The organism is Bacillus sp. AR8-1, assembly GCF_008042345.1.
GTDB classification, from domain to species: Bacteria; Bacillota; Bacilli; order Bacillales; family Bacillaceae_G; genus Bacillus_A; species Bacillus_A cereus.
In genome coordinates this window covers 19,749-44,844 of the sequence record NZ_QNUB01000006.1, presented here as the reverse complement: position 1 = coordinate 44,844, position 25,096 = coordinate 19,749, and the positions used below count along the sequence as shown (strand labels likewise).

Below are 25,096 nucleotides of genomic sequence, written 5' to 3'. Positions count from 1 at the left end.
ATTTACCATTTGAATAGCTGCTTTTATTATAAATAAAAAACCTTTTTCTGAATTTTTATTCTATTTTGAAAGCGCAATCATTCTTTTGAGGGGGAAATTACATGTTAGCACTACTTGGATTTGCGATGGTATTTGTCTTTATGTTTTTAATTATGACGAAACGTATGTCAGCACTAGTAGCCTTAATATTAATTCCGAGTGTTTTTGCAGTAATTGGCGGATTCTATGCCAATATGGGGCCTATGATGTTAGAGGGGATTCAAAAATTAGCACCTACTGGTATTATGCTTATGTTTGCTATTTTATATTTTGGGATTATGATTGATAGCGGTTTATTTGATCCTGTCATTAGTAAGATTTTAAAATTTGTAAAAGGAGATCCTTTAAAAATCGTTGTCGGAACGGCTATATTGACTATTATCGTTTCTCTAGATGGTGATGGTACAACAACATACATGATTACAGTTTCCGCAATGTATCCACTATATAAGCGCCTTGGAATGAACCCCCTCATATTAGCTGGAGTTGTTATGTTAGGGGCGGGGGTAACAAATCTTACACCTTGGGGTGGACCCACAGCTCGTGTTATGAGCGCACTTGGACTTGAGGCTTCCGAATTATTTACACCTCTTATTCCAGGAATGATTGCTGGTGCAATTTGGGTTGTTTTCGTTGCCTACTATCTTGGAAAAAAAGAAAGAAAACGTTTAGGAATTATGGATGTACAGTATTTAAAACGAATGCAAACAATGGATGAGCAAGCTGCAACTGTTGAAGCTGCAGCGCATAAACGCCCTAAACTTCTATGGATTAACTTTTTATTAACCGCTGCATTACTTGTTTGTCTCATACTAGAAGTTATGCCGTTACCTGTTTTATTTACAGTCGCTTTTGCTATTGCTGTTATGATTAACTATCCAAACTTAGAGCAACAGAAAGAACGTATTGCTTCTCATGCAGGGAATGTATTAGCAGTTGTTTCTCTCGTATTTGCTGCCGGTATTTTCACTGGTATTTTATCTGGAACAAAAATGGTAGATGCAATGGCTAACAGTGTAGTAACTCTTATACCAGATGCACTTGGACCACAACTACCAATTATTACAGCACTTCTCAGTATGCCATTCACATTTTTCATGTCTAATGATGCATTTTACTTCGGGGTATTACCTATTTTGACGAAAGCTGCTGCTACTTACGGAATTAGTGCAGCTGAAATGGGACGCGCTTCCTTACTTGGGCAACCCGTTCACTTATTAAGTCCTCTTGTCGCTTCCACTTATTTATTGGTCGGAATGGCCAAAGTTGATTTCGGTGAACATCAACGCTTCACTTTATTGTGGGCCGTTGGAACGACAATGGTTATGTTAATTACCGGAATTGTAATTGGGATTATTCCAATATAAGATGCAAAAAAACAGTAGAAGAAATAAAATCCTCTACTGTTTTTTATTATGAAGAAGCAAGAAAATACCGTCTCTCCGGTCTCCCAACACTTCCATATATTAGCTCTGCGTGGACTTTCTTCCCAGATATCAAATACTCTAAATAGCGCCTTGCCGTTGATCGGCTTACTCCAATCATTGAGCTTAACATTTCTGCTGTAATCCCTTCTTCATTAACTGTTAACATATGCTTTTTTACTTTCGCTAAAGTATAAGGATCTATCCCTTTCGGGACATATTCTATTTGATCTCCCTTCACGCCTCTTTGAGACCATAAATATTCAATTTGTTCCGTAGATAATTGATTGTTCTTCTTTAACTGTATAATCTTTTTTTGATAGCCTTCTAGACTTGCTTTAAATCGATCAAACATTAGTGGCTTTACGATATAATCTGTTACTCCGCCCCGTAGGGCGTGCCTCACTACATCTGTTTCCGATGCCGCTGTAATCATAATAATATCTGTATCGTGCAAATGATTCCTAATATATGTGACAAGTTCCGTTCCTTGCATATCAGGTAAGTACACATCTAATAACACGAGCTGTGGCTTCACAAGCTCTAGCCATTCTTTCGCTTGTTCTCCAGTCGTTGCCGTTCCAATTACTTTAAATCCCTCAATTTTTTCAGTAAAACGACGATGAATGTCAGCAATCCGAATATCATCTTCTACAATTAATACTTCAATCTCCTCACCCATTACTATTCGCCTCTCTCTTTCGGTAGTGCAATAATAAATAACGCACCACCTAAATCCCCTTTTTCAATCGCAATACTTCCATTTAAATCTTCTACTAACTCTTTCACTTTTGCTAATCCATACCCTCGCTCTCCTCCTTCTTTCGTCGAAAAGCCTTTATAGAATATGCTAGTAATTATTTCATCATGAATCCCTTGCCCTGAATCTTCCACTTCAATTAATATTTCTTCTCCAATATCAGTTACAAACATCCTTACTTTCTTATCATTCTCTTCATTTTTTTCAATTGCTTCAAATGCATTCGTAATTAAATTTCCTAAAATAGAAACGACATAATTACTCTCAATATGTGGACTTAATTTGTCTAAACCACTTTCTCTATCTAGCATAAAATCAATCTTCAACTCTCGTGCTCTATTATAAAATCCAATTAAAATTCCACCTAGCCATGGATTTTGAATCCGCTTCATAATAAATTGAACAAAATCTTGATATACCGCTGTTTCCTTATGAATAAGCTCTAAAGCATCTTCGTATGATTCTAATTGGATAAGACCTGAAAGCGTATACAATAAATTGTTATATTCGTGCGTTTGCGCTCGTAATGCCTCTGTATATTGCTTCGTCTGAGATAATTCTGCTGTTAACTGATCCATTTCAGATTTCAAACGTAAGCTCGATACAACGCCAGTTACTTTATTCTTTACTTTAATAGGTAGACGGTTCGCAATAACAGCCTGTCCTTTTATATTTAATTGACGATCAAACTGTTCTTCACCAGTTTGAAGTACATCTAGTATCGTTGAATTAGGAATTACATTTAAAATAAATTCCCCAATAATATTTTGTTGCTTATCTAGCGAAAGAATATCATAAGCTGCTTGATTGACTAAACTAATCATGCCATTTTTATCGATTACAATAATCCCTTCACGTACAGATTGAATCACTGTACTATGCTCTTCATATAAAGATGAAATTTCTTCTGGTTCCATCCCGAACATCATTCTTTTTATACTTGCCGCTAAATATATAGAGCCAATTATCCCAATTAAAAGACCTATTATTGTAATCCAGAATACCCGCTTTCCATACACTTCTACTGCTCCATGAATATCAGCCATTGAAAACCCAACAGACACCACACCAATAATTTCATTTTCCTGGTTACGGACTGGGACTTTCCCACGCAACGAAGGGCCTAATGATCCATTAGCTTTAGAAACATAAGATTTCCCTTCTAATAAAACGCCTTTATTATCTCCGCCAACCATTTTTTCTCCTATTTTATCTCGCTCAGGATGTGCATAACGAATCCCCTCTTTGTTTCCAACTACAATAAAGTCAGCCTCTGTATCAATTCGAATTTTTTCTGCGATTGGCTGAATAATAGAAGCTGGATTTTCTTTTTGAAAAGCTTCCTGAATTTCTGGTATCGCGGCAACTGTTTTCGCAACATGCAAAGCACGTTTACCAATTTGCTCTTCTACCGTTTCAGATAATATGTAATAAAATAAATAACTCGTTAGCATAAGTACAACTAAAATAAGTGTACTAATAGTTAATGTAATTCTCGGTTGGAGTTTTAATTTTTTAAATTTCAAAACCATTCCCCTAACATGATTAAAGATAGAATTTAAAGAAAATACAGTTTTTTATTATCATAACACGGTTACTATATATTTCTTTCTTTTTTATCTTCATAAAAAAAGAAACGAAGCATAAGTACTACTTCGTTTCTTAACAGTTTATTATTATATTTTAAACTTACCAATCATCTCTTGTAATTCTTCTGCCATTTGTGATAAATGGACTGCTGCTGCATTTATTTCATCTACTGAAGCTAATTGTTCCTCAGAGGAACCAGCAATATTTTGAACACTTGCGGCATTTTCTTCAATCGTAGCTGCAATTTCATTAATAGATGCACTTACTTGTTTTGCATCTACCGTCATTTGTTTTGCTACATCTACCATGCTATCAATTTGTACAACTGTATCATTTGTAGACTTCAATATTTCGACAAAGCTTTGCTTCGTTTCATTTGCAACTACAAGTCCTGATTGTACTTCTGCTCCAACTTGATTCATAGAGCTTACTGTTTCTTTTATATCAAATTGAATCTCTTTCACTAGTTTCCCAATTTCCGTAGATGACTGTCCTGATTGTTCTGCTAGCTTTCGCACTTCATCTGCTACAATTGCAAATCCTCTACCTTGCTCTCCAGCTCTCGCAGCCTCAATTGCCGCATTTAACGCTAATAAATTTGTCTGTTCTGCAATATGTTGAATTACTTCAAGGATTGCTCCAATTTGTTTCGACTTATCGTCTAACAAACCAATGATTTTGTCTGACTGTGAAACAGACTCATGAATTAATTGCATTTGATTCACAGTTTGTTCAACTAACTTCCCACCATTTTCAGCTTTTTTCTTCGTATACATAGAGGCTGTAGATACTAATGAAGAACTATCTGCAACACGCTGAATTCCTTCTGTAACTTCTTCTAACAATGTTGCTCCTTCTTCAACTTCTTTCGTTTGTATTTCTGCACCACTTGATACTTGCTCTATAGCCTGTGTAATTTGTTCCGTTGCTTCGCTTGTCTGCTTCATACTAGCTGTTAATTCTTCTGAAGATGCCGCTACATGACTTGCTGAAGTGTTTATATTGGAAATGACACTTTGTAACGATGCAGCCATCTCGTTAAAACTTTCTCCTAGCTGTCCAATTTCATCTTTAGAATGAACTGTAATTGATTCTGTTAAATCACCTTCACTAATCTTCTTCGATGATATGACAAGTTGTTTTAACGGTTTAATAATAGACGCAATTATGAAGTAAATTACAATCCCACCGATTATTAGTGAAATTCCAAGAACAGTTATTGTTTTATAGAAAATAGGTTCAGCCGCTTCGATAATTTCTTTGGAAGGCATAATTCCTGCTATTTTCCATCCAGTTTTCTTATTCGTTTTAAAAGTGATATTGCGATCTTCACCATCTAATGAATAATGAAATTCCCCAGCTTCCTGTTTATACAATTCTTTACTAAGTTTCTCTTCTAATTTCTCTCCTGGCTTCATTTTCGGGTGCGCTACTACATTTTTATCCTGATCAAATATCGCTACATATCCTTCCTTACCGATATTAACCATCTTAGAAGTAGTAACGATATCATTAATGATTAAGTCAATCCCAAGAACTCCACTTTTATCCTCGTTTTGTTTTGCTAGTGTAATAACAATATTTCCTGTCGTTTTTGACTTATATGGAGCAGTTACAATTACTTCTCCGCTTTTCTTCACTGCCTCTTTATACCAATCTCTTTCTGTAGGATTATATCCATCTGGCATCTGAATAGCTGGTGATTGAATGAACTGTCCATTACTAGATCCTGTATAGATTGCTTCCATTTCTGGATGCAGTTTATTGTATTCTTCTAGTTTATTTTGTATGTTTTGAATTTGATCTGCTTGGTAACTTGATTGTGTAAATAATTTCGTAAAATAAGTTGCATCTATTTTTTTACTATCCAATTCCTTATTAATTACATTATCCAAAATTTTTATATTATCTTTCGCCGAGTTTAAAATTGTTTCATTAAAATTCGTCTTCGCCTGTTGATAAGACGTCCAACCAATTACAATACTTGGAAGAATTAAAATAATAATAAATGATACAAGTAACTTTGTTTTTAAACTACTACTCCTTAATTTCCCTTGAAACATACTTCTACCCCTCCATACCGTTTTAAATGTAATTAATTAACATTTAATCTTTCTATAAAAATAATACGATTTAAATGTATCAATGAGACTCTCTATCTTTTTATACATCTAAAGAATTGATACATATCTTTTTCATTCTATATAAATTAAATAATTAAAACAATGTATAAAAATGTATATTATTCGAAATATTATAATTCATAGGAGAACCTCTAGTATTTCACTTACTAGAGGTTCTTTCCACCTTACTATTCTTTATCTTTATCTTTTTCTACTTCTTTTTTCTCATCTTCTACTACAGATACAATAGGTTTATCGCTTGATAATTGTTGTACCGCTCCTTTTCCTGCAAATCCTTCTAATAGCTCTTTTAAGTCAATGCCAGAAGAAGCTTTTAACGTTTCTTGCATCGTTGCCATTAAATCAGTCGCATAACCCGCAACTTTTCCGGCCCCGCTATTTTTACCACCGCCGCCTGTATCGACAACTGTGATTTTATCAATATTACTAAGCGGACTTGCAAGTTCCTTCGCATAACTTGGAAGCATTTTAAGAACCATATCCATAATTGCCGCTTGACCATATAATTCAAATGCTTCTGCGATTTTTTGTTTTGCTTCTGCTTCTGCTAAACCTTTTAATCTAATAACATCTGCCTCTGCTGTACCTTGCGCTTTTTGTACTTCCGCTTTCGCTTGACCTTGTGCTTTTTCAATTTCCGCCTTCGCTAAACCTTCCACACGTACTTCTTCCGCACGAGCTCTCGCTTCAGCTTCAATCTTATATTGATCCGCATCTGCCTTTTTAATTTGTTTTACTTTTTCTGCTTCTGCTGATTGCTCAACAGCATAGCGATCTGCATCTGCTTTTTTCTTAACTTCTGCATCGTATTGCTTTTCACGACGCGCAATCTCTTTTTCTTCTAACTCGATTTGCTTTTCACGCTCAATGATTTTAACGCGCATTTGCTCTTCTGTAACACCTTGTTGTGCTTTCGCTTGTTGTAATTCGTAAGAAAGATCAGCGTCTGCACGTGCTTGTTCTTGTTCCCTCTTATAGGACTGTACTTTTAATTCTTTATGTTTTTCAGCTTCAGCGATTTGTGCATCACGTTGATATTCTGCTTCTTTTGCCTCTTTTTCAGCACGTGCTTTTTCAATACGTGCTTCTTTTTCACGCTCTGCGTTCGCAATTGTTGCATCACGCTTAACGGTCGCAATTTGCGGCTGACCAAGCGCATCTAAATATCCGTTTTTATCCATTATTTCTTTAATTGTGAAAGAAACAATGCGAAGTCCCATCTTCTTTAAATCTGTAGAAGCTACTTCATGTACCTTTTGAGCAAATTGCTCTCTATTACTATACGCATCTTCTACTGTCATAGAAGATAAGATAGCACGGAGATGCCCTTCTAAAACTTCTTTTGCTTCTATTTTTAACTCTTCTGTTTCTTTTCCTAAATATTGTTCAGCTGCTGTGGAAACTTCTTCAATTGTTGATCCCACTTTAATAATAGAAACACCGTTTACTGTGATCGGTACACCTTGTTTCGTATACGTATCACGTGTACCAACTTCTAATTTATAGTTTAATAAGCTTAAAGGCTCTGCTCTTTGCATAATTGGAACTACGAAAGTACCGCCCCCGCGAATAATCTTAATCTTCTTTCCATCATCAGTGGTAACTACATTCTTTCCTCCACCAAGCCAGTTCCCTGTAACAATTAACGCTTCATCCGGACCAACCGTACGATACTTCGTAATAAATACTAAAATGAGTAGAATTAAAATTGCGAGTAAAACTCCACCGATAATTAATGGAATCGTCATGTAAATTCCTCCTTATAATTTTGGTTTCTTTAAAGAATAAGCGATGTTTTGTACAAGTAAAACACCATCTTGGACTCCCTCTATAATAACCTCTGTTCCTTGCGAAATATCTTTTTTTCCAACAGTTTTAGCTGGGATTGCATTACTTCCAAATTGGGATGAAATTAATACTTCACCAAATCCTTCTGTAGGAATTGTCGTAATGACTTCTCCTTTGCAACCGATAAATTCATCCATACGTTGCATCGTATTTTGTTCTGCTTCTGCAATCGGTTTTAAAATTAGTATTTTCATGATGAAAACACCGATAAAAGATATAGCAAATGCAGCCCCGAAAATAGTAATACTATTAAAGGAGAATAAGTACTCTCCTATATAACTAAGCCCACATAACATGGCGAAAAAACTAAGTAATAAAGTAACAACGGATACAGATCCGCCCCCAAAACTAAATATTGATTCAAATATATCTCCAAAAAAGATATAAATAACAGTGAGTATAGTAGCAATAATAAATCCATATAAATAAATTGTTTCAAGTGGATAACCAAACAAAGCCATTTCTTATCCCCCTCTCTTAAACAATCCTTTTTTGTTATGTGTATGCCCCACCTCTTTCAAAGATTATCGTTCTTAATTTTCAGTTATTTACCTTTTAAATAAAAGCCTGTAAGACAGGCCTCTAAAAAAGAACAGGAGAAACCTATTGTGACAGGCTCCTCCTAGAAAATAACCGATATATTATATATCTATATAATATACTATTTTCCACAAAAAGTAAAGTTAAACATACATTGGAAAAGTACTTATTTTACTGACAATTCGTATGTTCCATCGCCATTATCATATTTATATACATACAAGTAATACTTACCTGGTTTTGCATTAAATTTTGCTTCTATATGATTCCCATTAGCTTGACCGTAAGCCGCATAATTTTGCATATCTGATTCATGGTGAAGTACCCATGTCATCCCAATTCCATACTCATTTAAAACAGAAATGTCGATATCTTTCGCTGATGCTACATTAAATGTATAAACATCAGTGTGGTCCCCACCAATAAGACTACCTTTTATAGTACTATTTAGCCCGATACGATTTGCTTCCTCTGGACGATTATTTGGTTCTGATTCTGTTAAACTTCCATCTTTAATCGTAACAGTTGTTTCGCTTCTGCTCTCTTTTCCCTTATCATCTTTTACTCTTAACGATACTTTATAAGAACCTTCTCTTTCATATACATGTACTGGATTCACTTCTGCACTTGTGCTTCCATCTCCAAATTCCCATAAATAAGAAGCAATTTTTCCATCTTCATCGTTTGAGCCATCACTTTTAAATTGAATTCCCTCTTTTACAAGACCATTATAAGGGCCATTTATATTAACCGTTGGAGCTTTATTTTCTCCATCATCTTTTGCGATTCCATGGAAGACTACATCATATTCAAATTCATTTGAGCTATTCACACGATAATTGACAAAGTATGCTGTAACAGTTTTGTAGCCACTCCATTCTTTTTGCGCCAATTGTTCTAAAGATTCATTTACTCTTTTACTCATTTCTTTCCAATCTTCTGATTCACCTTTTGTGACACTACCTGTATACGTACCTTCTAATGTAAATGTATTAAAGAATTGAGAATTATGTTTTGTCATTTTTGTATCTTTCATAGGCAACGTATCACTAATTTCTTTCTTCACTGCTCCTAATGACTTCGTTGCATGTTCAGCTAAATAATCATCAGCTACTTCTGGTACAGTGTATGTATCTTGATTATCAATTAACTGCTGCATATACTCTTGATACTCTTTATTTAACTTAGGATCTTTACTTAGATTTTCACGATATGCATCATAATTTTTCACGTCATTCGCACGAATCAAATCTTGAATTTTATCAAATGTTTCAAACTGATGCGTATATAAATAAGACTGCAATGCGAACGAGTAATTATAGAAATCCCAAGAACCGTATTTAGCAAATAGTGTACGCTCTGCTGTATAACGGCTTGCAGGATCAGATGATAATCCGCTAATTATACTCTTTCTTGGTACAACGTTATTCGTACGAGTAGATCCTGCGAAAAACTCTGCATTTCCTTCTTGGAACCAAGTTAGCCTTTCATTTTGATACATATCTCCTCTTCCAAATAAACCAGGAACTTCATATCTCCCTTGCAGATAATGAGTAAATTCATGACGGAATAACTCTTCTAAACTATAAATACTTTGCTCTGGCGTACGCTCATATGTAAAGAATGTTCCTGTCTCTTCAATATAAATTCCACCGTTGTTTGTTTCATATCCATACAATTGTCTATTTAACTGATATTCATCTGGACTATTATAAATTACGATCGTTAATACATCATCCGCATTTCCTGGCTCTAACGCTTTGTCATTTCCAATTACACGGTGATACTGTGCCTTTACTTCCTTCGCAGCCCAATATAGTCTCTTAATTTTTTCTTCTGATACTTTATCTCCTGTTTTGAACACAATTGATCCATCGTCGAATGTATACGTTTTTGGTAAGTATTGCTCTTTTCCTTCTTTACGTATTTTCTCTAAATCTACTGTATTCCCACTATAATCTTTACCATTATAATTTGTTGTAATTTGTTCTACCGCAACAAAATAAGGTTCACTTAAGCGCGGGTACATATGCATGGCTTGTGTAACAACCTCTAATCCTTTATTTGGATTGCTATGAAACTTCCCTAAACGGCTAGCAAAATAAATGCCATTATTAACGAGCCATTTATTTTCTGACGTTACTTCATTTAGAAGAGCAATACGATTTATTTCATTAATAAACCCATCTACTTTTCCATACCACATCGTTTCATTCGCTTCTTTACGAGCCTCAGTTAAGTACGACTGTATATCATAGTCAATACCTTGCATAATATCGTATATTGCTTGTCCCTTCATTCGATCATTTACATAAGTAGTATAATTATCATTGTATTGCTTTAAAATATTCGATGCGTATTGAACCGTTTCAACATCGCTTGAAGCATTACTAATTAATTTACCGTATGCAGATACGACTGTATCTTGTTCAACTGTACCAAGCTTAAAGTTTGGATTTTTTGCGATTGCTTTTAAAGCAGGTAAACATTTATCCTGGAAGCTTCTTTCATTTAAGTCGCTTAATTCACTATTATAAAATGCAAGATAAAAAGCTGAACGCAACACTTCAGTAAACGTTTGAATTCCTTTTGAATCATCTTTTGTAAATGTACTACCTCTATGAGCTAATTCATCTATAATGACTTGCATTTTTCCTTTATCTTTATAAAAAGCCTTTGCATCTTCATTAAACTGAAATAAGTCTGTAATTTGGTGCCACTTAATACTGCCTAACGTTTCAACCAATTCTTGATCATTCATTTTGTTTAAATCAGCCATTGAATAGCTTTCTTTAACTTGCTTTACTGCAGTTTTCTTCGTAATAGATGCTGGTCGCTGTGAAAAATCTCCTACTTTTAAACGTTCTTGAAATGATAAAGTTTCATCAACTTTTGAAATATGTCCAACTTCATCTACCGACTTTTCAATTCCAACCGGTTTCGTTTTCAACACGTTATACGGTACTTTTTCTTCCGCTGCTGCATGAGTTTGAAGTGCGCCTAACGATAAAGCCATTGTACTAATGCTAAGCATCACTTTATTGATCTTTGATTTCTTGTTCATATCCTTGCCCCCTATTTTAATATTCCATTCAAGAATTTAACATAAAATCTGGATGTAACAATATAAAATGCAATATTTCATATTATTTCTTCCTATAATTTGTACATATCGTGAACGCATTGCTCTTTACCTCCCTAAAACAAATTACATCCTTTCATGTTAAAAAAAGGGAGTTTTTTGACAATTAAAAACTTAATTGTTATGATTACTATAATTGTTAACTTTATTAAATAAGGGTGGGATTCTATGATAAAAAAAGAAAACAGTGTATTTTATATCTCCTTCTTGCTAACAACATTATTCATTATATGGGGAATTACCCCAGCAAGTTGGATACAAGGCTACGATTTACAAAGTGTTACATCTTCTTTAAACTCATTTATCCTCAATAAATTTGGGTGGTTTTACTCTCTACTTATGACTACAATGATTATTTTGGCTGCTTATTTAGCATTTTCTAAGTACGGTTCTATTCGTCTTGGTAAAGATGGAGAAAAGCCAAAATATAATTATCCATCTTGGCTATCCATGTTGTTTGGGGCAGGAATGGGAATTGGACTCCTCTTTTATGGAATCGCTGAACCGATTTCACATTTTACAGATCCATTAACAGGAAAAGCAGGTACAGAAGAAAGCGCCAAACTCGCTATGCAATATTCATTTTTCCACTGGGGACTCTTTCCGTGGTCACTATACGCAATGGTCGCTTTAACAATTGCATATTTCACATTCCGCAAACAAAAAGGTAGCACTATCGGGGCTACAGTTACTCCATTATTTAATCGATCGAAAAATTCTCGTATCGGAAAAACAGTTGATATTTTAGCTGTTTTAGCCACAGTGTTTGGCATTGTACCATCTGTTGGGATTGGTGCTCAACAAATTGCTGGAGGATTAAGCTATTTATTCCCTTCCATTCATAACACTTTACTTACCCAGCTCGTACTTATAGCTATCTTCGCTGTTTTATATTTAACAAGTGCACAAACTGGCTTAGATCGTGGGATTAAATATTTGAGTAACTTGAATTTCTCTCTTGCAGGTATTTTACTCATCTCTTTCTTACTTTTAGGGCCAACCGTATTTATTATGAAATATTTCACATCTACACTCGGTTCTTATATTGGAGCTTTGCCTAGTATGGGATTAAATTTAGGAGCATTTAATGAAAAATCTTCTTCTTGGATTGAAAACTGGACTATTTTCTATTGGGGATGGTGGATTTCTTGGTCTCCATTCGTCGGCACATTTATCGCACGTATTTCTAAAGGGCGTACAATAAAAGAATTTATTTTTGGAGTTGTATTAGTCCCAACTCTTATCTGTACATTTTGGTTTGCAGTATTTGGTGGTACCGCAATTCATATGGAAATGTTCCAATCGCTTGGAATAGCTGATGAAATTGCAAAAAATGGTACAGAGATTGGATTATTTGCTGTTATTTCACATCTACCATTCTCTACATTTTTAACGATTATCGGGTTAATTTTAGTAGCCACATTTTTCGTTACTTCTGCCGATTCAGCAACATTTGTTGTTTCCATGCAAACGAGTAACGGAAGCTTATCACCGAAAAATAGTTTAAAACTTATATGGGGATTAACAATCGCGATAATTGCCGCTATTTTATTACAAGCTGGAGGATTAAATGCACTACAAATCGCAGCTATAATTGCTGCGCTACCATTTTCTATTGTAGTCGTTCTTATGGTCATTTCACTCTTTAAAGAGCTACGAAAAGAAGATGTTAATTTGCAAACGAAAGAAGTTACGCAAAAAGTAAAAAAAGTTATGTAACGATTAGCACCTCTTTTAAATAAAGTATTCGGCCAATAAATTAATCCTGAATTCCCTATTAATAAAGGCGGGAAAGTAAATTAAATAAACCCCATTCGTATGAAATATAATTTTCATACGAATGGGGTTTTATTCTATCTCTTATACAAAAGACACCATCATATGCATGTTTCTAATAAAACCGCCATGATAATATCTTCTCAAAAAAGAAAAAATTAATTATATATAATAATAAGATTAAACGTTATTTATTTCTTAAATAATCTCTTTCTAAATACGAACATACTTAGTGCGGAAAGAACAAGTGTTATGCCAGAAAGTAAAGTCGATGTGCTAGCTTCACCGCCTGTTGATGGTAAAAATTTCTTGCCTTCCTCCGGCTTATTAGTATGTTGTTTATTTAAAGTGTCTGCTTTTCTTCCCTCGTTTTCAACAACTTGATTATTCCCTTTTGGCTCTTGATCCAATCCTGTTGCTGATTCTTTTACTTCTTTCTTTGGTTCTTTCGCTTCTTCAACTTCTTCTTTTGCTTCTGCGACTTCTTTTACCGGCTCTTTTACTTCTTCTTTTGTTTCTTCAACTTCTTTTACCGGTTCTTTTACTTCTTCTTTTGTTTCTTCAACTTCTTTTGCCGGTTCTTTCACTTCTTCTTTTGTTTCTTCAACTTCTTTTACCGGTTCTTTCACTTCTTCTTTTGTTTCTGCGACTTCTTTTGTTGGTTCTTTTACTTCTTCTTTTTCCACTATATTCTGTATAACTGTTCCGTTAAACCTGATGCTAATTTCATCAGAATCTAAATCAAATTTATACACCTTTTCACCTAGGGTATTCCATTTTATTACTCCGTTATTAAACGTCCCTCCCTCACTTGCCAATTGAATATTTTCAATACTTTCTCCTTCTAAATCATATACAGGAACTTGAATTTCTTCGTTTATTTTTGCATCATTTAAAATGATATTTTGTCTTCCAACATCAATTGTAAACCACTGACCTAATTGTATTAACGGCCTTACATCACGAATCTCATTCCCAGCTAGATTTAAGCTAAATAAGTTTAGCATAGAACCAATAACCGTTACATCTTTAATATGATTGTCCGCAAGATTTAACCACTGTAAATTTTCCAATGAAGATAGTGGTGTTATATCTTCAATTTGATTATGAGATACATTCACATTATTCAATTGCTTCAAGTTTGAGATGAACTCAATATTTTTCAGGTCTACTCCTTCTAAAGTGAGGTTTTCTAAGTTCGTCATGTACTCTAAACCTGTTATATTTTTTATCTCATTTCCTTTTTCTTTAAGTATCTCTAGTTTTTTAATCTGTAATAAATCTTCTTTTGTGATAGGAGCGTTTACATTCTCTCTACCTAAATTCTCTTTATTAATATGTTGTTGTAAAGTTTTATCGAGAATTACATTTTCCTTTTGTTCATTATTCTCTTTTATTGTTTCCTTGATTTCGTCTAATCTTTCAACAACATTTTGAATTACTGTTCCATTAAACTTAATACGATTCTCTTCTGGATTTATATCCAACATAAATTCATATGTTTTTTCACCGGTAGTCCCCCATTTAACAGAACCATTATTAACGATCCCATCTTCACTCTTCAATTGAATAGTATCAAGTGGCTCTCCTTGTAAATTATAGATAGGTATTTTAACTTCCTTATCTTTTTCTACATCATCTAAAAAAATTTTTTGTCTTTGAATATCGATATACATTCTTTTTCCTAGTTCTTGAACTGGTCTAACATCACGAATTTCATTTGAACCTAGTTTTAAATCATATAAACCTGTTAATTGACTAAGTGGCATTATATCTGAAATATAGTTTTCTTCTAGATTTAATTTCTGTAACCCTGACAATTTTGATAATGGCGTAAGATCTACTAATTCATTTTTGGAAAGCCCTAATTCAATTAATTTATTCATTCCATTAATATGTTCAACATTACTCAATCCATTATTGCTTATTTCAAATGTCTTTAAATTCTTTAATTGGTGAACTCCTTCAAGACCTGCATTACTAATTTGATTATTTGCTACAGTCAAAGTCCTTAAAGATTTCACTGTAAATAATGGTTTAATATCTTTTATATAATTACTATTTAAATCTAGCATTTTAATCTTCTTCATTTGGCTTAATGGACTTAAATCTGAGATTTTATTGTTTCTCAAAGTTAAAAACTCAATATGCTCTAACTTAGCCAAAGGTCCAATATCTTCAAGTTCACCATAGGTTATACTTAATGATTTCAATTGTCTCAAGTTCGAGATAAATTTTATATTTTTTAACTTAACTTCTTCCAACGTTAAGTTTTCTAAGTTCGTCATATATTCTAGACCACTTACGGCTTTTATTCCTTTACTTTTAGCTTCAACGACTATTAAGGATTTAACTTTTAATAAATCTTCCTTAGTTATTGGATTATCTAGATTCTCTCTATTCAAGTTATATTTATTAATATGCCTTTGTAATTGCTTATCTACTATTACATTCGCATCTTGTTGATCCACTTTATCCTCTTTATTTTCCTTTTGTGCTTCTGGAACATCTTTATCTAAATTCAATGTATTTACTTCAAACTGTACTTGGTACTTATTGTCATAGGCCATTGTTGGAATATAAATATGCATTCGCATATTATACCTTTTTCCTAATTCCCCTACTTCAAACTGAATCACTTTCGTTCCATTTTTCTTTTTGTCTTCTGATATTACTTTCACATCATGAAACACACCTGGAGTATGAATATCCTCTGTTTTCAAGTATTGAAAGAAATCACTATCACTTAATGTTGCTGTTACAATTTTCTTTCCATTCTCAATTGTTAATTTCGGGTCCTTTATATAAACAGCTGCCATAGACTCTTCATTCGTTTTATCTTTGTATGCCTTAATAACAGCGTCATATGTACCATCTTCTAAACCTTGTCCAGTTTTATTCGCCTCAATTGCTACTGCCGCTAAAGCAGGTGTTGAATAAACAGCAAACGGAAGTGATAACGCCGCCGCTATAATCATTGCATTTATACGTTTTCTTTTATTTTGTTTCAACTTTACATCTCCTCCGAAATATATAATTCGAAATGTAATCATTTCTCGAATAAATGATAATGATTTTCATTATCATTGTCAACTAAAAAAATAAAAAGTTTACAAAAAAAGAACCTCTTTAAAAGAGGTTCTGCCATTTTCTCGCCTGATTCTTCTCTAAAAAAGCTTTTCATCGCATGAAATACGTCTGCTTTTTGCTTTAAAATATAGTATCTAAAGTTTTCATCTTTAATATTTTTATAGGCTGACATGAGTGTACTATGGCGGTTGTACTGGTTTAGTTAGCAAAGATATACCCCTACTACAATTCTAAATAACTATTGTATATAAATATAACAATAAGAAGTTGTCCCTAAATGACATCCACAATGCCCAATATAAACTTTTTCATCTTCTTCATCTACAGATTAATGAATTCTGGTTGTACGACCAATTTTCATATGCCATTCAAATAATCTTTTTCTAGAGTAATACTATCAGTATGTCCGGATTTGGGAGATTATTTTCAAAAGTTTAGAGTTTTTGCACCAGAACCTCTTTGATAATAGGAATACCAAGTGACTTTTGTTTCCCATCCCCCTTTGGAATATAGTTTTTTACAACTTGTGGATGATAGGACTTACTTTTCAATTTCATATATAATTAATTCATTGAGAGCGTTTCATTCCTCATATTGATAAATAATCCCCCTTGTTTGTCTATCTATTCCACCATTTCCTCTATTCCATTTTGCCCTTCTCCACGCTTCATTCAAAATATCAGAACAATAAATTTTGTCATAAAACATATGAAATTCCGGAAGACTTTATAACTTTTAACGAAGCTGCAAGGTTCACTTTATATTACGATTCACTGATTTTGGCGCACTTCTATTAGTGGTTAAGTTACTTTGTCATAGTGCTTCAACCTTGGGATTTCTCCACCAGTGCCTGTCAGCTTTTAGGTAACTTGGCTTCACCATTAAGCTGTACCTAAACTAGCCGGGCGCGCAATTAAAAAAGCTGTTTCCATTCAGGAAACAGCTTAGGCTGTTAAAAATTTATCATTCAAATATATCAGCCCACTGGTAAAATGAAACTATTATTTTTTTCTGCATTCCAAAATCGAAAACTTACTTGGGGTTTGTATAACATTCAATAAATTTAACCCTGCATTTTCAATTAACTTGGCAAATTCATTTTCCTTTCTAACCCTTCCACCATCGGAACAAACTAAAAATAACAAATCACGAAAAGCTTCTTCTGGTGAAAGCTTCTCATTGTTCGGTACGTTCTCAATAATAATAAGCCTTGAATCATCAGACATAACATCAGATATATTTTTAAGGATTCTTACCACATTTTCATCATCCCAATCATTTAATACTTTACTTATAATATATAAGCTACCGCCTGAAGGAATTTGTTCAAACATACTGCCAGCTACAAATTCACAACGTTTACCAATTTCTGTAGATGCAAAACGATCTTTCGCACTTGATATCGTCTTTGGCAAATCAAATAATACGCCTCTTGCTTCAGGAACTGAATCTAATATCCCTGTTATTAGTTGCCCCATTCCTCCCGCAACATCAACAATAACATCAAATTGTTCAAAAGGATATGAAGACACTAGGGCTGGTAAACTCATTTTAGAATAAATTTCCATAGCTTTATCCATTATTTTCAAATATTCTTGATCATGCTTATTATATTCATACCATTTTTCACCGTACACTGCTTCAAAAGAAGATTTTCCAGTACGAATACTGTAATCCATTTTGAACATAGACTGTACCACTGTTTCATGTAACAAATATTCTACCAATGGTTCAATAGACTTTGGTGTTTTACCAGGTACAAGAGTAGCACCATACTCTGTAACATCATAGTGGGAACTTTCCTCCTGAATTACTAGCCCAATAGATTCTAACACTTTTAATAGCCTACTTAGTGCCGAAGCGTTCAAATGTAATGAGTCAGCTAAAACTTCAATTGAAACCTTCCCATTTTTAAATGCAGAAAAGATTCCTAGTTCTACCGCTGTTCTAACTGCAAGAGAAAACCCTAACCCTGATACCATTTGCATGACCACGGCCTGAGGATATTTTTTTTGCTCTTGAGAATTATCTTTAATTGTATTAGTCATATCGCTAACCCCCGATTAAATTAAGTTTATGCATTTATGATTTCTATGTCTTTTATCACTTTATTTAAATTTTCCATGTATTGATCTAACAGTGTTTCAATTGTTGCTCTGTTATACTGCTTTTGATTGTATTCAACCCTAATATTTAATTTATTCTCTCTTACCAAAGCAATAAATTTCAATTTATAGTTCCAAACCTCCTCATTACTTATGTCTTTCCCACTTGGTAATGAGGATACAGTAAAGTTTTCCGTATTTATGTCCGTATCAAATTCACCCATGTAGTTAAATGAAATCTCCGGTTTTAACGTAAAAGTCATCTCCGATTTATTGCTGCTCAAATATTTTAAAATCCCATGTCCTATCCCTTTATTAGGGATATTATCCAAGTAATCATTAACATAATTTAAAGATGAGCCGATATTTTCGGTTTCGACCAGTTGCAAAGCTACAGGATAGATCACAGATAATCTTCCTACTGTTCTGAAAACATCAATATCTTCACCATAATAATTGCGTCCATGATTTCCTAAATTAACAACAAGTTCATCTCTTCCTATCCATTTTTTCATTGTTAATCCCAAGGCAGTCAAAAATATACTTTCGATTTTTAGATTTCTGTTGGCTTTAATTATTTTTATTGCGTTTTTAGTTTCTTGTTGACCAAACTGTCTATATATCAACTGATTATCTTTTACTCTATTAAGATTAGAATCAAAATCAGTAGGTATTGGCAACATATGAATACTTTCAACTTTGCTCCAATATTCTTTCTCGCGTAACAATTTTTCACTATCCGCATATTTATAAAGATATTTTGACCACTTTAAAAATGAATCTGTTTTATTCGGCAACTTAATATCTTTATTATTTTTTAATTGAGTATATGCAATATTGAAATCTTCCAATATAATTCTCCAGGACACGTGGTCAATAATCATTTGATGAATAATTATTAACAAATGCTCACCATCCATCGCCTTGATTAAAGCTAGTTTCACGAGCGGTCCCTTACCTAATTCCATACTCGATTGTATTTGATTTACTTTTACTTCCAGATTAATGTTTGACGAATCCACTGCATCGATAATATGAAAATCAAATAATTCCCCCTCCAATCCCCTATTTATTTGCACTAGTTCTCCGCTTTTATCTTTGAACATTATTCTTAGAGCATCATGATGTTGAATAATCTTAGTAAAAATCTTCCTAATGTTTTCTTCTCCAAACCCTTCTTTTCTATATAAAATAAAAGAAAGATTTCTATGATTTAATGTTTCTTTATGATGTTCCATTAACCAATTTTGTATAGGTACAAGTCCAGCTTCACCAGTAACTACACTGTTATCAACTACCCAATTTCTATCTTTTATCTTACTAGCTATCCCCTCGATTGTTTGATATTGGAATATATCCTTCACTTCTAGTTTCACGTTATACTTTTCCATTCTGTTAGCAGCTTTAATTGCCTTTATTGAATCACCACCTGAAACAAAAAAGTTATCTCTTATACCAATTTTAGGAATATTGAGTATTTCAGCCCAAACTGTACTTATTATTTCCTCGATATGATTTCTAGGAGCAATATATTGGGTTTCATCATTTATCGATTTCTCAAAATTCGACAATACACTTATATCCACTTTCCCATTGTTTGTAATTGGGATTTCTTCGATAGCCATAATACCTGAAGGAATCATATAATCCGGCAGATATTGCTTTAGATATTCTTTCAAATGAAAAAGTAAATCCTCATCCTTACATACAACATATGCGTAAATAGAATCCTGTCTTACAATCACAACAGCTTCTTTTACTCCTTGAAAAGATAGAATCCTATTTTTAATCTCATCTAGCTCAATCCTAAACCCTCTTATTTTTACTTGACGATCGCTCCTTCCCATGAATTGAATATTACCATTCTCTGTCCATTTCCCTAAATCTCCGGTTTTATACATTTTCACTTCTGGATTAAATACATCTGGAATAAACTTGAAATCAGTTAACTTTTCATTATTACGATATCCTCTTCCTACCCCTTCTCCTCCTATATATATTTCTCCAACGATTCCTTTAGGTACTAGTTTTTTCTTTTCATCAAGTATATAGATTGAGCAATTTTTTATTGGCTTGCCAATTGATATTTCTTTAATAAAGTCAATTGCTTCCGGGTCAATCATATATGTCGTGGCATCAACACAACATTCAGTAGGTCCATACACATTCGTAATATACGGCGGTTTAGTCAGTTTGAAATTATTATAAAAATTTTTAATTTCTTCTATTAATAACGTTTCCCCACCTATGATAAAATGCTTTACCCCTATATCACTATAAGATAATGTCTCAGATAATAAGCTGATATAGGCTGGTGTACCATCTGATATATCAATCTTATGTTCCTTATAATATACTGCAAGCTTTGTAACATCTTGTCTGGCATCTTCAGGTATAATGTGAAGAGAATGTCCGAGAAGCAGTGCTGAAAAAATTTGTTTTACCGACGCATCAAATGCAAAAGGAGCTAGCAAAGCAACATTCAAATTTGAACCATGCATGTTATAAATTCTTTCATCAAGCGCATTAACTAAATTCACTATACTTTTGTGCTCAATCATAACTCCTTTAGGATATCCAGTTGATCCCGAAGTATATATCACATATGCAAGGCTTTCTGGTACTACTCTATCGCTCAGATTATCACTACTTTCTGAATCTATATCTTCTAAATATAGTTCCTCTATACTATGCTTAACTAGATTTCTTTTTTCACTTTCAGTAAGCAACATGCGGGCACCACTATCTTCTAGCATATACTTAATTCTTTTTTCAGGATAATTTAGATCTAATGGTAAATAAGCTGCACCAGCTTTTATAATCCCCATTATTCCTGCTACAAAGTTCGTGTTACGATTTGCTATTATTCCAACAACGTCTTCTTTTTGAAGCCCTTTTTTAATGAGTAATCTGGCAATTTGATTTGCTTTCTTATTTAATTCTCTATAAGTTAATGTTCCATCTAATCCCATAACTGCAACATGATTTGGCATCAGTTCTGCCTGTTTCTCAAAAATATCACAGATTGTTCCATTGTTTCGGTTACTTGGTATTAATATATTACTATGACTAGTAATTTCTTTTTTCTCATTTTCATCCAATATATTTATATCACCAATTAAAATATTCTCTTGCGAAACAATACTCTCAAGAATCATAAGGAATCGCTGAGAAAACTTTTCTATAGTATTTCTTTTAAATATTTTCGAAGAATAAGTGAATTCAAATTTAATATCCTCCTGACCAGGAAAAGCCTGAAGCAACAGATCGAATTTAGCTGTTTTATTCTCATAATTATATGGTGTATATTTCAATTTATTAATTTCAATTGTCGGATTGTCCATTAGCTGGAGTACAAACATTACATTGAATAAGGCATTTCTATCTAAGTCTCTGTCAATGTTTAATGCATTAACAAGCTCTTCAAATGGATAATCCTGATTTTCATATGCTTTTAATGCACTATCTTTCACCTGTTCAAGTAGTTCTTTAAAGTTTTTTTCTGCCGAAGGGTGATTTCTTAGTGCAATTGTATTTACAAACATACCTATCATATTTTCAAGTTCTTTATGCTTTCTCCCAGCTATAGGTGAACCAATAATTATATCCTCTTGACCCGAGTGTTTAAATAAAAGCACATTAAATGATGCCATTAAAGTCATAAATAAAGTGACTTTTTCTTTTAAATTAAATTGATTTAGTTTAGATGTAAGCTCTTTTCCTGCAAAAAATGAGAGTCGCGCTCCCTGATCACTCTCATCAGAACCTTTTGAAAAATCTCCTGGTAAATCGAGAATCGGAAGCTCTCCTTTAAATTCATTTAACCAATATTCTTTTTGCTTTTTCATATCATTCGTTTCAAATAATTTATTTTGCCATTTTGCGAAATCTTTAAATTGAATTTTTAATCGCGGTAATGATTGATCCTCATATAAATAGATTAATTCCTTCTGTAATATCGGTATAGATGCTCCGTCCGCTATAATATGCTGTACATCTATCATTAAAAGATGCTTATCACTACTAACTTCCACTAATCCTCCACGTATTAAAGGCGCTTTTTCTAAATTAAAAGGTCGTACAAAATTATTGATTACATGTTCTAGTTCAGTTTCCCTAGCACTATATCTCTCTAAGTGAAAATGAACATTTTCCTCTATTACTTGTATAAGCTTCTCATCCACAAAACCAAAAGAAGTTCTTAGAACTTCGTGCCTTTTAATAAGTTTCCTGAATGCTAATTCTAAGCGTTTTTCATCTAACTGTCCTTCTATCATTAGAAAAAATGGTATATTATATGATGTACTATTATGATTCAACTTATTTAAAATAAAGATTCTCTTTTGTGCTGAAGACACTTCATAATACTCTGCCTCTTCTACCTTTGGAATAGCCATATAATCATTGAGTTCCGTATGACTACTCTTATAATGTCTTTTAATATAACTAGAAAATTTCTCTATATCAGGATATTTAAATAAATTTGCTACTGAAATATTGATGTTCATTCTTTTATTAATTCTATTAATAATTTCAATTGCTATAATTGAGTCGCCACCCATTTCATAGAAATCTGATGTTACATTTATTGGATTTATTCCAAGAGCTTCTCCCCATACTCGTCCGACCATCGTCTCTATCTCTGAATACTGATGATCCTGTCTACCATTAAGACAAATCTTTTCAACTCTATTTTCAATATTAATGTTCTGTTTTTGTTGCACTGGTAATTTTTTGTGTAGATTTACCCAATGTCTTTCACGTAAGAAAGCATATACAGGCATACTAATTTTCGTTCTCTCTTCCCCCTCATATAAACTTTCCCAATCAATATCAATACCTCTTTTATAAAGTTCGCATATTTCATGTAATACCGTCATATCTTTCTTACCACTTTGTTTATAATACTCAATCTTTTGATTCGCAATGTTTTTAAGTTTACGCTCTTCCATATATGAAAGCTTTATTACATTTTGAAAATCAAGCGACACATTTCGTAACTTTTCAATTTTTCTTTTTAAATCTTCCTTATCTTTTACCATTAAGCATATCCTGTACTCCCAGTGCTTTCTACCTGTGTTAGCTGTATAACAAAGATTTGAAAGATTTAAATCAGTTTCTTCAATAACAAAATCCGTATATTTTTCTATTAAATTGTATAACGATTCTTTATTTTTAGCTGAAAGAGTGAATACTTCCATAACCTGTTCTTGGCCTATTTTCTCATCTATTATTGGAGCTTCTTCTAAAACAATGTGACAATTTGTTCCACTGAAGCCAAACGAACTGACCCCCGCTCTTCTAGGCGTTTCATTTTTCTTCCATTTACGTATTCTATCGTTCACATACACAGGTGAAGTCGTAAAATTAATTAAAGGATTAGGTTCATTAAAATTGATACTAGGAGGAAGTACCTGCTCTTTTAATGCCATAACAGCTTTAATCAAGGAAGCCATTCCTGATGCTCCTACAGTATGCCCAATATTAGGTTTTACTGAACCAATACCACAAAACTGCTTTTTATCAGTGTACTTTTTAAAGGCATTTGTTATCCCTTTAATCTCAATTGGATCCCCTAAAATTGTTCCAGTTCCATGAGTTTCAATATATGATATAGTATCTGGACTGATTTTAGCGTTCTCCCAAGCCCGAGAAATTAGTTTTTCTTGTGCATCCGCATTCGGAGCTGTAATTCCATTTGAAGCTCCATCATTATTAATAGCGCTCCCTTTAATAACAGCATATATATTGTCCCTATCTTCAATAGCTTTATTTAGTGGCTTTAATATTATGGCAGAGATACCTTCTCCCCATGCTGTTCCCTTCGCATTTTTATCAAAAATACTTATATGTGCATTTTCTGCTTCTATCTCATTCATCGTACCTATGTTTTCAGGTCGTAAAAATAAATTCACCCCCCCTGCAATAGCCATATTACATTCTCCATTTTTAAGAGCCTCACATGCCAAATGGACTGAAACTAATCCAGAAGAACATGCAGTATCAATAACAAGGCTCGGTCCTTTAAGATTGAAAATATAAGAAGTTCTGCTGGCAAGTATTCCAGGATATGTCCCTGTCATTGCAATCATATCCGCATTTTTTACCAATGAATCATACGAAAACTTTAGATCCCCACTGTGATCATGGCCAACAAAAATACCAGTATTTGATCCATATATTTTATTCCCAGCATATCCTGAATCTTCAATTGCTTGATATACTGTCTCTAAAAATATTCTTTGTTTCGGATCCATAAGCATAGCTTCTCTTGGTGAAATTCTAAAAAATGCTGAATCAAACTTATCAATCTCATCTAAAAATCCGGCTTTAAAATATGAATTCTTATTAGGGTTATTTAATAATGGATCAATATCCATTCTTCTCTGCTGCGGCAAATCCCTAATGCAACAAGTACGATTCAAAATATTATTCCAATACTCCTTTATATTATTGGATTCAGCAAATCTGCCAGAAATACCAATAATGGCTATATCTCTATTACTTTTTTGCGATTTATTTGATAGCTCCTTTAAAATACGTAGAGCCATTTCACTATCCATTTTTTTCTCTTTTACTTGCTCTAAGATATATTTATTTATTATAGAAATATCATCCACGATTTTATCACCCTTATA

General features: G+C 33.3%; 11 protein-coding genes and 2 pseudogenes. 2 read left to right on the top strand and 11 right to left on the bottom strand.

The features are described 5' to 3' along the window. The first annotated feature begins 101 nt into the window (after window positions 1-101). Entirely contained in the window at window positions 102-1,406 is a 1,305-nt protein-coding gene (locus DN400_RS03035) for a CitMHS family transporter (RefSeq protein WP_147801543.1), read from the top strand. Between the two features lie 46 nt (window positions 1,407-1,452). Here the strand turns inward: DN400_RS03035 and DN400_RS03030 are convergent, their stop codons facing one another. The 7 genes and pseudogenes from DN400_RS03030 to colA form a co-directional block, all read right to left on the bottom strand. Continuing rightward, complete coding sequence (locus DN400_RS03030; RefSeq protein WP_065229730.1) at window positions 1,453-2,145, bottom strand: response regulator; 693 nt, start codon at window positions 2,143-2,145, stop codon at window positions 1,453-1,455. A gap of 2 nt (window positions 2,146-2,147) precedes the next feature. Beyond that, window positions 2,148-3,755: an ATP-binding protein gene (locus tag DN400_RS03025; RefSeq protein ID WP_003269387.1), complete on the bottom strand. Its 1,608-nt coding sequence runs from the start codon at window positions 3,753-3,755 to the stop codon at window positions 2,148-2,150. 144 nt (window positions 3,756-3,899) lie between these two features. Beyond that, on the bottom strand, window positions 3,900-4,760 hold the full coding sequence (locus DN400_RS30240) for a methyl-accepting chemotaxis protein (RefSeq protein ID WP_369812832.1): 861 nt from the start codon (window positions 4,758-4,760) through the stop codon (window positions 3,900-3,902). An 81-nt stretch (window positions 4,761-4,841) separates the two neighbouring features. After that, window positions 4,842-5,876 (bottom strand): annotated as a pseudogene (locus DN400_RS30235) (HAMP domain-containing protein); the annotation flags it as partial. Between the two features lie 248 nt (window positions 5,877-6,124). Next, on the bottom strand, window positions 6,125-7,705 hold the full coding sequence (locus DN400_RS03015; protein WP_098014254.1) for a flotillin family protein: 1,581 nt from the start codon (window positions 7,703-7,705) through the stop codon (window positions 6,125-6,127). A 12-nt stretch (window positions 7,706-7,717) separates the two neighbouring features. Continuing rightward, window positions 7,718-8,266, bottom strand: coding sequence for an NfeD family protein (locus tag DN400_RS03010; RefSeq protein WP_001173146.1), 549 nt, complete (start codon window positions 8,264-8,266; stop codon window positions 7,718-7,720). A gap of 245 nt (window positions 8,267-8,511) precedes the next feature. Beyond that, window positions 8,512-11,409, bottom strand: coding sequence for a collagenase ColA (gene colA / locus DN400_RS03005; RefSeq protein WP_071714234.1), 2,898 nt, complete (start codon window positions 11,407-11,409; stop codon window positions 8,512-8,514). Window positions 11,410-11,655: 246 nt separating this feature from the next. Here colA and opuD point away from each other — a divergent pair, with 246 nt between their 5' ends. Then, window positions 11,656-13,206 carry a glycine betaine transporter OpuD gene (gene opuD, locus DN400_RS03000; RefSeq protein ID WP_147801542.1) on the top strand — a complete coding sequence of 517 codons (1,551 nt, stop codon included), beginning with the start codon at window positions 11,656-11,658 and terminating at the stop codon, window positions 13,204-13,206. A gap of 248 nt (window positions 13,207-13,454) precedes the next feature. Here the strand turns inward: opuD and DN400_RS02995 are convergent, their stop codons facing one another. The 4 genes and pseudogenes from DN400_RS02995 to DN400_RS02975 form a co-directional block, all read right to left on the bottom strand. Continuing rightward, a complete protein-coding gene (locus DN400_RS02995; protein WP_147801541.1) occupies window positions 13,455-16,274 on the bottom strand; it encodes an NEAT domain-containing protein in 2,820 nt (939 codons plus the stop codon). 143 nt (window positions 16,275-16,417) lie between these two features. Next, window positions 16,418-16,555 (bottom strand): annotated as a pseudogene (locus tag DN400_RS02990) (sporulation protein YhbH); the annotation flags it as partial. 799 nt (window positions 16,556-17,354) lie between these two features. Continuing rightward, window positions 17,355-18,401 carry a methyltransferase gene (locus DN400_RS02980; protein WP_065229725.1) on the bottom strand — a complete coding sequence of 349 codons (1,047 nt, stop codon included), beginning with the start codon at window positions 18,399-18,401 and terminating at the stop codon, window positions 17,355-17,357. A gap of 26 nt (window positions 18,402-18,427) precedes the next feature. Further along, the gene (locus DN400_RS02975) at window positions 18,428-25,078 is read right to left on the bottom strand and encodes a type I polyketide synthase (RefSeq protein ID WP_147801540.1); all 6,651 of its coding nucleotides are present in this window, start codon (window positions 25,076-25,078) and stop codon (window positions 18,428-18,430) included. Between the last annotated feature and the right edge of the window lie 18 nt (window positions 25,079-25,096).